This window comes from Nodularia spumigena CCY9414 (assembly GCF_000340565.2).
GTDB classification, from domain to species: domain Bacteria; phylum Cyanobacteriota; class Cyanobacteriia; order Cyanobacteriales; family Nostocaceae; genus Nodularia; species Nodularia spumigena.
Genome location: NZ_CP007203.1, coordinates 89,346 through 103,871, shown reverse-complemented (window position 1 = coordinate 103,871; position 14,526 = coordinate 89,346). Strand labels below are relative to the sequence as shown.

The following is a 14,526-nucleotide window of genomic DNA, read 5'->3' as shown; positions in this document are numbered from 1 at the left end:
TGATAGTTCTTTTATTCCATACCGTAAATCTATGACACTCAAACTGACAGTTCCCAATATGGCTTGTTCTGCTTGTGCAAACAATATTACCAATGCAGTTAAAACAATTGATGCCAATGCTACCATTGAGGCTGATCCACAAACCAAATTTGTCAGCGTAGAAACTCAAGCTTCAGAAACAGCAATTAAGGATGCTTTAGCTGCTGCTGGCTATCCCGTGGCTTAAATCTGATTAGCTCCACATTGAACTTTGCATAAGGAGGGCGGGCAAGATGCCCACCCCACAAGGGTTTGATGCCCAACCCACAAGGGTTTGATGTTATTTGAATGCAAACTAAATGTGTTTGAGTTGATTAAGTTGCATTCAGATGAATGCAACTTCTGCTTCAACACCCTATATCAGTGAAAGTGGTTTACTTAGTATGGATACTCTCACACTCAAACTCAAAGGTATGAGTTGCGCCTCCTGTGCGAACAATATCGACCAAGCAATTCGCTCGGTTCCAGGGGTGACTGACTGTAATGTTAACTTTGGTTTTGAGCAAGCCACGATTAATTATGACCAAAAACGCACTGATTTAAAGACAATTCAAGCCGCTATCGATGCTGTGGGATACTCTTCTTATTTACCGCAAACAGATATTCTGGCTGGGGAAGATGAGACTGAAAAAGCCAGTAAGTTAGCGGAAGATAGGGAAATTACCCGCAAGGTGATTGTGGGGGGTGTGATTGGGATTATCATGTTTGTCGGTTCCATACCGATGATGACTGGGATAAATGTGCCGTTTATTCCCGCATTTCTCCATAATTATTGGGTGCAGTTAGTGTTGACTATACCTGTACAATTCTGGTGTGGTTGGAGTTTTTACGTGAATGGTTGGAAAGCCCTGAAACACCATACAGCAACAATGGATACTCTGATGGCTGTGGGTACAAGTGCAGCATTTCTCTATTCTGTGTTTGTGACTTTCTTCCCTGGATTTTTTATGGCTCAGGGTTTGATGCCTCATGTATATTATGAGGTTTCGGTGATTGTAATTGCTTTAATTTTGCTGGGGCGGTTGTTAGAACATCGCGCGAGGGGAAAAACTTCGGAAGCTATTCATCAACTCATGGGACTACAACCCAAAAATGCTAGAGTTATCCGTGATGGTGTGGAAATGGATATTCCCATTACGGAAGTCGCAATTAATGATGTGATTTTGGTGCGCCCTGGGGAAAAGATTCCGGTAGATGGTGAGGTGATTAATGGTGCTTCTATGGTGGATGAGGCGATGGTGACTGGTGAAAGTTTACCAGTGCAGAAGCAACCAGGGTATGAGGTAATTGGGGCGACGATTAACAAAACTGGTAGTTTTCAGTTTCGGGCGACACGAGTGGGAAATGATACGTTTTTGGCGCAAATTGTCAAACTTGTGCAGCAAGCCCAAGGTTCTAAAGCTCCTATTCAAAGGTTAGCAGATCAGGTTACGGGCTGGTTTGTACCTGTTGTGATGGCGATCGCGATCGCCACTTTTGTGATTTGGTTTAATTTTATGGGTAACTTTACCCTCGCCATCATGACGACGGTGGGTGTATTAATTATCGCCTGTCCTTGTGCTTTGGGTTTAGCTACTCCAACTTCAATTATGGTGGGGACTGGTAAAGGGGCAGAAAATGGTATTTTAATTAAAGATGCCCAAAGCTTAGAATTAGCACACAAAATTCAAACCATTGTTCTCGATAAAACTGGGACTTTAACTGAAGGAAAACCCACAGTTACAGATTTTGTCTCTGTCAACGGTACAGCCGATCATAATGAACTCCAGCTTTTACAGTTGGCTGCATCCGTGGAACGCAATTCTGAGCATCCCTTGGCGGAAGCTGTGGTAAAATATGCTCAATCCCAAGAGGTGAGTTTAACTGAAGCTGATAATTTTGCAGCCGTTGCTGGGAGTGGTGTGCAAGCTGTGGTTTCCGAACGCTTGGTACAAATTGGTACACAGCGCTGGATGGCAGAATTGGGCATCAATACTGACGTTCTCCAGGAAAATAAAGATGCTTGGGAAACTGCGGCTAAAACTGTGATTTTAATGGCTGTAGATGGTGAAATAGCAGGAGTTATGGGTATTGCCGATGCTCTGAAACCTTCCTCAGCCGCAGCAGTGAAAATACTGCAAAAACTGGGTTTAGAGGTAGTAATGTTAACTGGAGATAATCGGAAAACTGCGGAGACGATCGCGCAACAAGTCGGCATCCAGCGAGTGTTTCCAGAGGTGCGCCCAGACCAAAAAGCGGCGATGATTCAATCTCTGCAAGGCGAAAAGAATGAAGCTAAAATTGTGGCGATGGTAGGCGATGGGATTAATGATGCGCCTGCGCTAGCACAAGCAGATGTGGGTATTGCAATTGGTACTGGAACAGATGTGGCGATCGCCGCTAGTGATATTACACTGATTTCAGGAGACTTACAAGGAATCGTCACAGCCATTCAACTCAGCCGAGCCACAATTCGCAATATCCGCCAAAACCTGTTCTTTGCCTTTATCTACAACGTTATCGGCATTCCTATCGCTGCGGGAATTTTGTTTCCTATGTTTGGCTGGTTGCTAAATCCGATTATTGCCGGTGCTGCAATGGCTTTATCTTCGGTTTCTGTGGTGACAAATGCCCTCAGATTGCGAAAGTTTCAGCCAAAAGTCATCTCCTAAATTATACCATATCTTAACTAATGTTCAGCAAAAATCTACTTTGGGCAAGCCTGACTGCTTTAGGTTTGTCTGTAGGAACTGCATCAGCAAGCATCCCAACCACTTCATCAGGGGAAACTAGGGAATTTCAATCCATAGAGCAACCTTTAGCATTGAAAGTTGGTGTAACTATCGGTGGTTTAGCGTTAATTGGACTAGAGTTATGGTGGTTTCTGTTCAGCAAATCATCAGCGCCAACCAACGGTAAAGAACAGTAAATTTTGGTGAGGGAAGCGATCGCCGTGAGTTATAGTTCCGTACAGCGATCGCCTAATTGATTGATCCCTAGCCACAGGGACTCATCACCAAAATTGTAATTCTGTTATGGGCTAAATGATTGCAGTGGCACGCCCCTCATATCCCCTAAATCTTCTGATCTAATTCAACCAAACCCAGTCTGTGACTTCTTTTTCACTCTCCCCTCTCCTTAATAAGGAGAGGGGTTGGGGTGAGGTTCCGCACGCTATGAGCGAGAAAATTGGCAATTTAAAGAAATTCTGTGAGCGTTTATGCTTAAAATTGCTTAAAAGACCATTTGCAGAACATCTCCAAGCTATGATCACTGAAATTATTCCTTTCCGTATCGAGGTTAACACGGTAGCGATCGCCGGTGCGAGTCTGTGGTCATTGGCGCTATACTTTACTTTTTCGTCACTGCGTGATAAAATCATTGAGCAGCTAAATCGTTGGTTTAATTTTGCCGAGCGATCGCTTTACACCAGCCAAACTGAATTTGAAAAGACACGAGAAGCCAGAGAATCCCAAAACGCTTTTTATGCTTCGTTATTTAGTATCGTCCCTTTTCTGGTAATTGGTGCTTTATCCAACTGGCTGATAGAAATTAGTTTAGGACGCAGTTGGGGAATCAGCTTCGGTATCATGGCTTGTATTATTTCTGGTATTTATGAACTGGGACGACAAAGTGGACAATTAGACGAATGATTTCATCAACCTTCCACAATAGCTATTTCCTCATCAGTTAATTCATAGAGTTCATACACCAATTGATTAATTTGTCTATCTGTGGCTTTAATTTGTTGTATAACTCTTTTTTTAGCTGGGGGCGTTTGGACTTCATTTAGTTGTTGATGAAGTGCAAGCATTTGTTCCACAAGTCTAATCATACCATGATGGATAACCTGATCAGTAGATTTTGATAAATCTAATAATTTAATAGGTATTTTTTGAATAAATTGTTTACTTAAAGCTATATAGCCTCCTCTAAATGGTGTGCTAATCAACTGCAAAAACTTGTTGATTAATTGAGAATTCAGAATACCTAATACATAAAAATAAGATATATTGATTTCTGCTAATAGAGAAATCCCATATCCACCACCACCCCCACCTCCACTACCAACGAAATAATAACCACCATTTAAATCAGCAGTGAAACAACTACCAGTACCAATTGCGGGAACTAATAACTTTGGTGAATCAAAGCGAGTATGATTTTTATGATATACATAACCATACCACTTTGTTCCCATCTTACCTTTATTTCTGGCTGCTAAACGAGCTTGATTTTCTTGGATATAATTCCATGTCAGAGGAAATCTATTTTCATAGTCATGTGCTGACAATAATACAGATTTATTGTTGATGGTTTCATAAGGAAAAATCAGACGTTTATTCACATTTTTGAAAGAATACCTACAAATATTCAGTGATCCTTTCAAGAAATATTTTAAAAAATTATTTTCTAACCAATATAACTTCCCATTTACTTGAGATTTACATAGAACTTGCTGATTTTCTATACATACCTGTTCCATAATAAAGATATCATCTGCATCAGTTTGTAAGCCTACAAATAGATGAGCAATATCACCTAACTTCACCGATATATTATTGATTTTACTAAACCATTTGTCATCTCTTCCCATTACAAAATTCCACTCCTCATGGGAAATATATGACATAGGAAAAATTTGCCTAACTATATTTTTATTTTCATCACTACGCCAATCAATCAAACTATGAATTTTCTTAAATTCAAAACTTTTATTTTTCTGCTTACTTAAAAATAATAAACAAGTGTATGTAGTTGCATCAGTAAAAACTTGTTTATCTCCAAAATGAATAATTTGATTTAATGATTTATTTTCCGCTATAAATCCTCTGATAAGTTCTCCATATTGAGCATTAAAAAACTTATGAGGTAAAATAAAACCCAAACGCCCATCTTTTGTTAATAAATTTAATCCTTTTTCTACAAAAATAACATAGATATCATAATTTCCCTTCTTCGCAGAAACATATTTTTCCTGATAAAATTCTACTTCCAGAGCAGCCCATTCTTTTAAAGCTTGAATCCGAATATAAGGAGGATTTCCAATAACTATATCAAAACCTCCTCGTTTCATAATTGCCGAAAAACCAGTTTCCCAATCAAAAATATTAATCCGCTCAGATGTATCCTCATCTAGTAAATCAAGCTGATTATTTTGATAAAATTCTCCATCTATTAAAGAATTACCACACTGAATATTATTATCTAAATCTGGTAAAGCCCTTTCCTTTAAAAACTCTAACTGTTTTGTAATAGTTTCAACTGATTCACCCTCTAAAACCTTTAACAGCAAAGACAGCTTTGTTGTTTCAACTGCCTGTTGATCAATATCTATACCATAGATATGAGCTAATAAAATCCGTTTTCTTTCAGTTGAAGTTAACCGCCAACTATTACCTGTAACTTGATAAATTTTATTTTTGTATTTCTTTAAATTTTGCAGATACTGCTGTAAATACCAATCTAATAAAAATTGATAAGCTACTATTAAAAAAGAACCAGAGCCACAGGCCGGATCAATAATGCTCATTTCTTGGACTTTTTCTGGTTTCTTACCCTCTAAAAACTTGCCAATAGTTTCTTTGACAATATAATCTACAATATAACTAGGAGTATAATAAACACCACCGGCTTTTCTAACTTCTGGCTTATCTTCTACTACTGCTTGACGACTAGCTGATAAGGTAATTATTTTACCCAAAAACTGCTCATAAACCTGTCCTAAAATTTCTACAGGAATCACAGAAAACTCATAAGGACTTTCTGGTGGATACAGCTTTTTAATAATCGCTCTTAAAGGATAATCTTCTATTGTCAGATTTAGGGTAAAATCATCTGGTTGTTCGCGTCCTTTCTCTTGTTGAAAATAAAATAAACCAGAATTATAACGATAGTCTGCATTGATAAATAAACGTCCTAATTCTTGATAAATATTCTGAAATTTTAATAAATTTAATAACTGTTCATAAATTTCAATTTCCCTATCTTCACAGATGCGTAAAAATATGATTCTATTAATAGTTATTTGAACTGCAAAGTTTAAGTCTCTTTGTTTAATTTGCGGGTTGCGCCAAGCGATATTAGCGGCTAAATTTTCTCGCCAAGTTTCGATTTCCCGTAAAAATGCTTGATCAACGGTAACACCTGCTTTCACTTTAGTTTCAGCAAATTTTTCTAAGGAACCATTTAACACAGCTTCTTTAGAAAAAAGTTGATAAATTTCTTCCCATTTTTCTACATATTCTGTATACTTAAAATATTTAATTCTTCCTTGAGATGCCGGATCATTTTTATTGGGCATAATCCGACAGTCATAAACCGAAAACTCTTCAAAATCCGTTAAAATGCTAACTGGTAATTTTGCTGACCATCCATAACGTCTAAGTTGAAAAGCAGCACTAATATTTGTACCTACATTCACAGCAGGTTTCTTGGCTTCCACAAAAAACTTTCTTACTCCCCCTACACGAAAACTATAATCTGGTGCTTTTGCTTTTTTAGCATCACTAATTTTCAACCTATCTTCATGAACAACATCTTGATAAATGTCAGAAACTTGTTTTTCATTGCTGATATCCCATCCCAAAGCTGCAAAAAATGGATCAATAAATTGAATCCGAGTTTGTGTTTCATTTAAGCCACTCCCTTTATATAAATCTATTTGCTGGTGAAAATAATCAACAAGTTGAATGATACTCAGAGGGGCATTCATAATTGGTATTAATAGTTAGTATTATTTCAAGTGTAGCTTGTCGTGTTTATGTATTAATTGACAATTTCTTCACTGACAATCTGTGCCATTTTCTTGGCTGCACCGCTTTCACCCCTAACACCGCGTAATTTCGCCCTAATTGCTGCCAATTTTTCTGGATGATCCAAAAAGTCCAAAACCATTTCTGCGACATCTTGCGGCTGGAGTTTACCCACTAATTCTGGTACAATCTCTTCTTTAGCCCAGATATTCGGCCATGCTAATAAACCTTTGCGATTCAACACCAGCCAGTTAATTACCTTAGCAAAAGTAGAACCAACCCCAGGTAAATTAGCTAATAATCCCGGTAAACCATCCCAAGAACGCATCGCATCAAGTTGTTGAGTCGGTATTAAAACAATCATCGGTACAGCCAAAGCACCGAGTTCAGCAGTGTTTGCGCCTACGGTGGTTAAACAGATAGTACATTGAGATAATAATTCGTGGGCGGGATTTTCTCTGCACAATTCCAAACACAAACCCGTTTCAGTTTTCAGCACGGGATACTCAGATTCAACTAAAGTAGCAGATACACCGCCAAATATCTTGACAAAAGAGTTCTTTTGTGTATCTGCAAAATTCACTAAAGTTTGTAAATCCAATGTCGGCGCAACGGGAATCACAAATCTGATTTCGGGTCTTCTGGTGTGAATATATTCAGCAATAGCTAAAGATAATGGTACACCTTGGGCTAATTTTGCAGCTTTTGACCCTGGAAGTAAACCAATTATTTCAGTGTTGGGCGAAGAGTCAGGAGTTAAAACCTGCTCAAATTTCTGTGCTTCTAACATCAAATCACCCACAACCGTAAATTTGTGAGCATATTTTCGGGAAACTTTTGCAGCAACTTTAGCCTGCATTACGCCAAAACGGTCAATCAAATTATGCCATCGTGCATCCCATTCGGCGTAAACCACGGTGCGATAACCCAGTTTTTTGCCAATGACTACGGGAAAAATTTGATCACCACCTAAAAAAACTACCACACCGCGATCGCGCCATTCCCAATTATCAAAAGTCTTACCCCACAGCAAAAACTGCCAAAAATGCTCTGCTGATTGTACCCTGTCAACTTCTGGATAGGAAAGAGCGATCGCCCCTTCCTTACCCGTAGCATTTGGACAAGGCGACAAAACCACAGAAATCCTCACCACAGCAGGGTTGTCCCCTAATTCTTGCCGTAAAGCCTTAACAACAGGACGCACCCAAGTAGTCACCTCACCGGGTCCATTCGAGAGAATCACAATATCAACTGGTTTAGTCATTAGTCAATCAATTTTAGATTTTGGATTTTGGATTTTGGATTCAACTGCAATCTAAAATTCTTTGGTCATCTCCCATATTCCCATATTCCCTACTCCCCACTCCCCACTCCCCACTCCCAAAATATTACAAAACTGTTACACAAATGTGAGTAAACACTTTTCTAATTTGTCAAGATTTATAAATAAATATTTATTTTTTTATATCGATTTGTGTCATCTAGACCACGAAATGCACAAAGAGTAAGGTTTTTCTGATAAAAAATTAATATTGCCGAAAATCAAGAAGTAATCCTAGCGGCAGATGTCGCTAAGAACTTCAGTTTAGAGAACATCAAAGGAGCAAATCTGCATGTTCACACACGTCAAGTCCACCATTAGACATATTGCGCCTGATAACTTACGCGGACGTAATTTAATCAAGGTGGTCTATGTCGTGCTTGAGTCCCAATATCAAAGTGCATTGTCGCAAGCTGTTAGCACAATAAACTCGAACAACCCCAACCTAGCCATTGAAATCAGTGGGTACTTGATCGAGGAACTCCGAGATCCAGAGAACTACGAAGAGTTCAAACGGGAAATGGAGACTGCTAACATCTTTATCGCCTCACTTATTTTCATAGAAGACTTAGCACAAAAAGTAGTTACAGCCGTAGAACCACACCGCCATCACCTAGATGTTTCGGTTGTTTTCCCATCCATGCCCGAAGTTATGCGCCTCAATAAAATGGGGACTTTTTCCTTGGCACAATTGGGACAATCGAAGAGTGCGATCGCTCAATTTATGCGGAAACGCAAGGAAAAATCTGGAGCAGGATTCCAAGATGGAATGCTGAAACTGCTGCGAACCTTGCCCCAAGTATTAAAGTTCTTGCCAATGGAAAAGGCACAGGACGCTCGAAATTTCATGCTCAGTTTTCAGTATTGGCTTGGAGGTTCACCAGAAAACCTGGAAAACTTCTTGCTAATGTTAGCTGATAAATATGTATTAAAAGATGTAGACAAGAAAAATTTTCCATCTCCCACTTATGAAGCGCCAGTTGTCTATCCCGATATGGGAATTTGGCATCCTTTGGCGACCACCATGTTTGAGGATATAAGAGAATACCTGAATTGGTACACCGCCCGCAAGGATATTTCTAGTGATCTAAAAGATCCCTTAGCTCCTTGTGTCGGTTTAGTATTACAACGCACGCACCTAGTTACAGGTGATGATGCCCATTATGTAGCCATTGTCCAGGAATTGGAATCACTGGGAGCCAGAGTAATTCCTGTATTTGCCGGCGGCTTGGATTTTTCCAAACCCGTGGATGCTTACTTTTATGAACCGACTACCAACACAACGTTGATTGATGCAGTGATTTCGTTGACTGGGTTTGCCTTAGTTGGTGGTCCAGCTAGACAAGACCATCCCAAAGCCATTGAATCACTCAAACGCCTGAATCGTCCTTATATGGTAGCGTTGCCCTTAGTCTTCCAAACCACAGAAGAGTGGATGGATAGCGACTTGGGTTTACATCCCATTCAAGTAGCTTTGCAAATTGCTATTCCTGAATTAGATGGAGCCATTGAGCCGATAATTTTATCAGGTAGAGATGGGGCTACAGGAAAAGCACACGCCCTCCAGGATCGAGTAGAAGCCATAGCCCAAAGAGCCTTAAAATGGGCTAACCTGCGCCGCAAGCCAAAACTTGACAAAAAAGTTGCCATCACCGTTTTCAGCTTCCCCCCAGATAAAGGCAACGTCGGAACCGCCGCTTACTTAGATGTATTCGGTTCCATATTTGAAGTATTAAAAGGGCTAAGAAACAACGGCTACGACGTGCAAGACGTTCCCGAAACCGCCCAAGCGTTAATGGAACAAGTCATCCACGATGCCCAGGCACAGTATTCCAGCCCAGAACTGAACATCGCCTACAAGATGTCAGTCCCAGAGTATGAAGCACTCACCCCCTACTCCCAACGCCTAGAAGAAAACTGGGGACCACCTCCCGGAAACCTCAACAGCGATGGTCAGAACCTGCTGATTTACGGCAAACAATTTGGTAACGTCTTCATCGGCGTACAGCCTACATTTGGTTACGAAGGCGACCCCATGCGGCTATTGTTCTCCCGTTCAGCCAGTCCTCACCACGGTTTTGCAGCTTACTACACCTACCTAGAGCAAATTTGGGGTGCGGATGCAGTACTGCACTTTGGTACACATGGTTCCTTGGAATTTATGCCAGGTAAGCAAATGGGGATGTCTGGAGACTGTTACCCAGATAACCTAATTGGCTCAATTCCCAACCTGTATTACTACGCAGCCAATAACCCCAGTGAAGCGACAATTGCCAAACGCCGCAGTTATGCTGAAACAATTTCCTACCTGACACCACCCGCAGAAAACGCCGGGTTATATAAAGGTTTGAAAGAACTCAGCGAATTAATAGCTTCATACCAAACCTTAAAAGATAGTGGGCGAGGCATTCCCATTGTCAACACGATCATGGATAAATGCCGGATCGTCAACCTGGATAAAGATATTAACTTACCAGATACCGATGCCAAAGAAATGACCGCCGATGAGCGAGATCATATTGTTGGTAGCGTCTACCGGAAGTTAATGGAAATTGAATCTAGGCTGTTACCTTGCGGGTTGCACGTCATTGGTAAACCACCAAGTGCGGAAGAAGCAGTAGCTACCCTAGTTAACATTGGTAGTTTAGATCGTCAAGAAGAAGAAATTCTCAGCTTACCCCGAATCATTGCCAGCAGCATCGGGCGTGACATAGACGACATTTACAAAAACAGCGACCTCGGTAATTTAGAAGATGTCCAGTTATTACAAGATATAACCTTAGCCACCCGTGAAGCAGTAGCCGCACTGGTAAAAGCGCAAACCGACGCAGAAGGCAGAGTTTCTTTGGTTTCCCGGTTGAACTTCTTCAACATGGGTAAAAAAGAACCTTGGGTAGAAGCTTTACATAAAGCCGGCTATCCCAAAGTTGACCCAGAAGCCTTAAAGCCAGTGTTTGAGTATTTGGAATTCTGCTTGAAACAAGTTTGTGCAGATAACGAACTCGGCGCATTACTCCAAGGCTTAGAAGGCGAATATGTTTTACCTGGCCCTGGTGGAGATCCCATCCGTAACCCGGATGTATTGCCTACAGGTAAGAATATCCATGCCCTCGACCCCCAATCAATCCCCACAGCCGCCGCAGTCCAATCAGCCAAAATCGTTGTAGATCGGCTCTTGGAACGTAACAAGGCAGAAAATGAGGGTAAATGGCCAGAAACCATCGCCTGTGTCCTCTGGGGAACCGATAACATCAAAACTTACGGTGAATCCCTAGCACAAATTATGTGGATGATTGGTGTGCGTCCGGTTCCCGATGCTTTGGGACGGGTGAACAAGTTGGAGTTAATACCTTTAGAAGAGTTGGGACGACCCAGAATTGATGTAGTAATCAACTGTTCTGGTGTATTCCGCGACTTGTTCATTAACCAAATGAACCTGCTAGACCAAGGTGTGAAAATGGCTGCTGAGGCTGATGAACCCTTAGAAATGAACTTTGTTCGCCAACACGCTTTGAAACAAGCCGAGGAAATGGGAATTAATCTGCGTCAAGCAGCGACTCGCGTTTTCTCTAATGCTTCTGGTTCTTACTCGTCAAATATTAACTTAGCGGTAGAAAACAGCACTTGGGATAGTGAAGCCGAGTTGCAGGAAATGTACCTGAGACGGAAATCGTTCTCCTTCAATTCTGATAACCCCGGTGTGATGGATGAGTCACGGCAGATGTTTGAAACTTCTTTGAAAACTGCTGATGCTACATTCCAAAACCTGGACTCTTCGGAAATTAGCTTAACGGACGTTTCCCACTACTTTGACTCAGATCCTACTAAGTTAGTAGCAAGTCTGCGTAAAGATGGGAAGACACCAGCATCATACATTGCAGACACTACCACAGCAAATGCACAGGTGCGATCGTTAACGGAAACCGTGCGTTTAGATGCGCGTACCAAGTTGTTAAACCCCAAATGGTACGAAGGGATGTTATCTCACGGTTACGAAGGTGTACGCGAACTTTCCAAGCGGTTAGTAAATACCACTGGTTGGAGTGCGACCGCCGGCGCTGTGGATAACTGGATTTATGAGGATACCAACGAAACCTTCATCAAAGATGAAGAAATGCAGAAACGGTTGATGAATCTCAACCCCCATTCTTTCCGCAAGATTGTTTCCACGTTGTTGGAAATGAATGGTCGCGGTTATTGGGAGACTAGCGACGATAATTTAGATCGTCTGCGCGAGTTGTACCAAGAGGTTGAAGACCGGATTGAAGGTATAGAATAGGATTACATGGGCAGGTATAAAACCTGCCTATTTTTAAATGAGTTGATTTTTTTTCACGCAGAGGCGCAGAGGCGCAGAGAGGTGTTGGGAATTTGATATAATTGTTGTGGGTTTCGCGCAAAGGTGCTAAGGAGCAAAGGAAGAGAGAGATTAGTTCATGATTTGGGTGAAATAACAATTTTTGTAATTGTAGGATATGGCTATGAATGCTTTAACTGTCAATTTAAAATCAGTGATAGATATGACTGATGATCAGTTTTTTCAGCTATGTCAAAACAACCGGGAATTGAGATTTGAAAGAACTGCAAATGGGGAATTAATCATTATGCCACCAACGGGAGGAGAAACGGGAAATCGTAATGGTAGACTAAATCAACAATTATTTAATTGGACTGATGCTGATGGTACGGGAATAGCTTTTGATTCTTCTACCTGTTTTAAATTGCCTAATGGTGCAGATCGTTCTCCTGATGCTTCTTGGATAAAGTTAGAAAGATGGGATAGTTTAACGGAGGAGCAAAAAGAAAAGTTTCCCCCGATTTGTCCTGATTTTGTGGTTGAATTACTTTCCCCAAGTGATAGTTTGAAGGTTGCACAGGAAAAGATGAGGGAATATATAGATAATGGTGTGCGTTTAGGTTTATTAATTAATCGTAAATATCGGCAAGTTGAGATTTATAGACAAGGAAAAGAGGTTGAGGTTTTGGAGTCTCCTACTACGGTGTCAGGGGAAGATGTGTTAAATGGTTTTGTTTTGAATTTGGGAATGATTTGGTAATATCTGCCTGGATTTTAACAAACAGAGATTTATTTTTACTTTTATTCATGATCTTATGAATTATTCTTGTTTGTAGTTAATATATAATAATCTTAGATACTCTGTTTATTTCATAACACTTAGAAAATGGGGAGAAATAGATCAAAAACTTTCAAAATTGTCAAATATTAGAGTTTTGTTCAGTGCAGCTAAAGCAAATGAAGGAAAAATAAAAACACAATTTAACCCACATTCCGCACCTTCAACTGTCACAAGCGGTAATTACTGAAATAAAAATGTAAGCAAAGAATAAAATCAGACATTTATAGGGAGAAAAGATTTTGAGCAGTCATTAATCTGACAAAATGGCATCAGAATGTATTGTCAATAAGGAGCAATAAGAACGAGAACTAAATTTATGTGATTTGATAGATAAATGTCTATGCTAAATCTCTAAATTCGCAATTTTACTAATATATACAAGCGACAAACCTAGATTTTAAACATATTAATTGAGAACTAATTGTTAAATTAATTAGCCCGTTAATCAAAAATAAAATAACTAATTAAATACGCAATTACGAGAATAGTTAGGTAACGAATTTATAGTAATGAAGACAATCTGATGGTAAAAGCCTCAGAATAAAATCTCTATCTTTATTCTGATTAGAGATTTGAATTTGGTCATTAGATGTAACTAAATGAATTGACTGAAAGCATTGAAATATCCAGCGTACAGTAGGTTTTGCAGTTGGTTTACCTAACTGATTTCTAATTGTTGATTGATTTTCTCGTAAAGCGGCTCGTATTTGTCTTTGTGCCAGGGTATATACCAGCAAGCATAAACCCATAATCATTGCTAGAGATTCAATTCTCTCAGGGCTTTTGAGAAAGATACTATCTGCAAAAAATAATGGGTCTTTGAGAAAACCAAATCCCCGTTCACATGATTGTTGTGCTTTATATTCCTTTAACATTGAGTCATTGCTGAGTACACTAGACTCTAAAATATTTGTGGCAATTACAAATCTACCTGCACTCTGTACTTCCTTGTTAATTTGATTTTCATTCCTGGATACTGTCCCGAATATTTGGTAGAATTTCTCTGGTTGGTTGTCTTTTTTCTTTGATGTGATTTCACTGACGTTACTCTGCTCAATTTGGTGATATTTAAATTGTTTCGATATTTTTAATAATGCCTTGATAGCATCAGCCTCACAAGCAAATTTATCTTGTGATAACTTTTTCAATTCCTTAACAGCTTTTTCTTCAGCCTTGATAATTTTTTGTGAAAGCTTACGCAGGTCTGATTCTTTTCTCACTTGGCTCTGTACGACCAACCATCTTTGCTCTATGTCCCCGTAAGTTATTTGATTTTCTTTAAATGAATATCCTG

The 14,526-nt window shown here is 39.8% G+C and carries 9 protein-coding genes; 6 read left to right on the top strand and 3 right to left on the bottom strand.

Going from position 1 to position 14,526, the window contains the following annotated elements; translation table 11 throughout:
- Window positions 1–31: 31 nt before the first annotated feature.
- The 4 genes from NSP_RS00490 to NSP_RS00475 all read left to right on the top strand — a co-directional run bounded on the left by NSP_RS00490 (window position 32) and on the right by NSP_RS00475 (window position 3,671).
- Window positions 32–226, top strand: a complete 195-nt coding sequence (locus NSP_RS00490) for a heavy-metal-associated domain-containing protein (RefSeq protein WP_006194340.1) — start codon at window positions 32–34, stop codon at window positions 224–226.
- Between the two features lie 196 nt (window positions 227–422).
- A complete protein-coding gene (locus NSP_RS00485) occupies window positions 423–2,690 on the top strand; it encodes a heavy metal translocating P-type ATPase (RefSeq protein WP_042201576.1) in 2,268 nt (755 codons plus the stop codon).
- A gap of 20 nt (window positions 2,691–2,710) precedes the next feature.
- Window positions 2,711–2,947, top strand: coding sequence for a hypothetical protein (locus NSP_RS00480; protein WP_006194342.1), 237 nt, complete (start codon window positions 2,711–2,713; stop codon window positions 2,945–2,947).
- A 337-nt stretch (window positions 2,948–3,284) separates the two neighbouring features.
- A complete protein-coding gene (locus NSP_RS00475; RefSeq protein WP_042201579.1) occupies window positions 3,285–3,671 on the top strand; it encodes a hypothetical protein in 387 nt (128 codons plus the stop codon).
- Window positions 3,672–3,676: 5 nt separating this feature from the next.
- On the opposite strand, the gene NSP_RS00470 is transcribed toward NSP_RS00475, so the two are convergent.
- Together NSP_RS00470 and NSP_RS00465 are read right to left on the bottom strand one after the other, a co-directional pair.
- Window positions 3,677–6,733 (bottom strand): Eco57I restriction-modification methylase domain-containing protein, encoded by a 3,057-nt coding sequence (locus NSP_RS00470; RefSeq protein WP_006194345.1) that lies wholly within the window; start codon window positions 6,731–6,733, stop codon window positions 3,677–3,679.
- A 53-nt stretch (window positions 6,734–6,786) separates the two neighbouring features.
- Window positions 6,787–8,037, bottom strand: coding sequence for a glycosyltransferase family protein (locus NSP_RS00465; RefSeq protein WP_006194346.1), 1,251 nt, complete (start codon window positions 8,035–8,037; stop codon window positions 6,787–6,789).
- A 349-nt stretch (window positions 8,038–8,386) separates the two neighbouring features.
- On the opposite strand from NSP_RS00465, the gene NSP_RS00460 reads away from it, so the two are divergent.
- The gene (locus NSP_RS00460) at window positions 8,387–12,373 is read left to right on the top strand and encodes a magnesium chelatase subunit H (protein WP_006194348.1); all 3,987 of its coding nucleotides are present in this window, start codon (window positions 8,387–8,389) and stop codon (window positions 12,371–12,373) included.
- Between the two features lie 202 nt (window positions 12,374–12,575).
- Window positions 12,576–13,151: a Uma2 family endonuclease gene (locus NSP_RS00455; RefSeq protein WP_042201582.1), complete on the top strand. Its 576-nt coding sequence runs from the start codon at window positions 12,576–12,578 to the stop codon at window positions 13,149–13,151.
- Window positions 13,152–13,720: 569 nt separating this feature from the next.
- Here the strand turns inward: NSP_RS00455 and NSP_RS00450 are convergent.
- A partial coding sequence (locus NSP_RS00450; RefSeq protein ID WP_144360585.1) for an IS1634 family transposase occupies window positions 13,721–14,526 on the bottom strand: 806 nt, incomplete at its 5' end.

What these genes read in the sequence shown, in the direction of transcription:
- NSP_RS00485 (WP_042201576.1), top strand. Translation starts at nt 423, where the DNA reads ATGGATACTCTCACACTCAAACTCAAAGGTATGAGTTGCGCCTCCTGT.
- NSP_RS00465 (WP_006194346.1), bottom strand. Translation starts at nt 8,037, where the DNA reads ATGACTAAACCAGTTGATATTGTGATTCTCTCGAATGGACCCGGTGAG.
- NSP_RS00475 (WP_042201579.1), top strand. Translation starts at nt 3,285, where the DNA reads ATGATCACTGAAATTATTCCTTTCCGTATCGAGGTTAACACGGTAGCG.
- NSP_RS00470 (WP_006194345.1), bottom strand. Translation starts at nt 6,733, where the DNA reads ATGAATGCCCCTCTGAGTATCATTCAACTTGTTGATTATTTTCACCAG.
- NSP_RS00460 (WP_006194348.1), top strand. Translation starts at nt 8,387, where the DNA reads ATGTTCACACACGTCAAGTCCACCATTAGACATATTGCGCCTGATAAC.
- NSP_RS00480 (WP_006194342.1), top strand. Translation starts at nt 2,711, where the DNA reads ATGTTCAGCAAAAATCTACTTTGGGCAAGCCTGACTGCTTTAGGTTTG.
- NSP_RS00455 (WP_042201582.1), top strand. Translation starts at nt 12,576, where the DNA reads ATGAATGCTTTAACTGTCAATTTAAAATCAGTGATAGATATGACTGAT.
- NSP_RS00490 (WP_006194340.1), top strand. Translation starts at nt 32, where the DNA reads ATGACACTCAAACTGACAGTTCCCAATATGGCTTGTTCTGCTTGTGCA.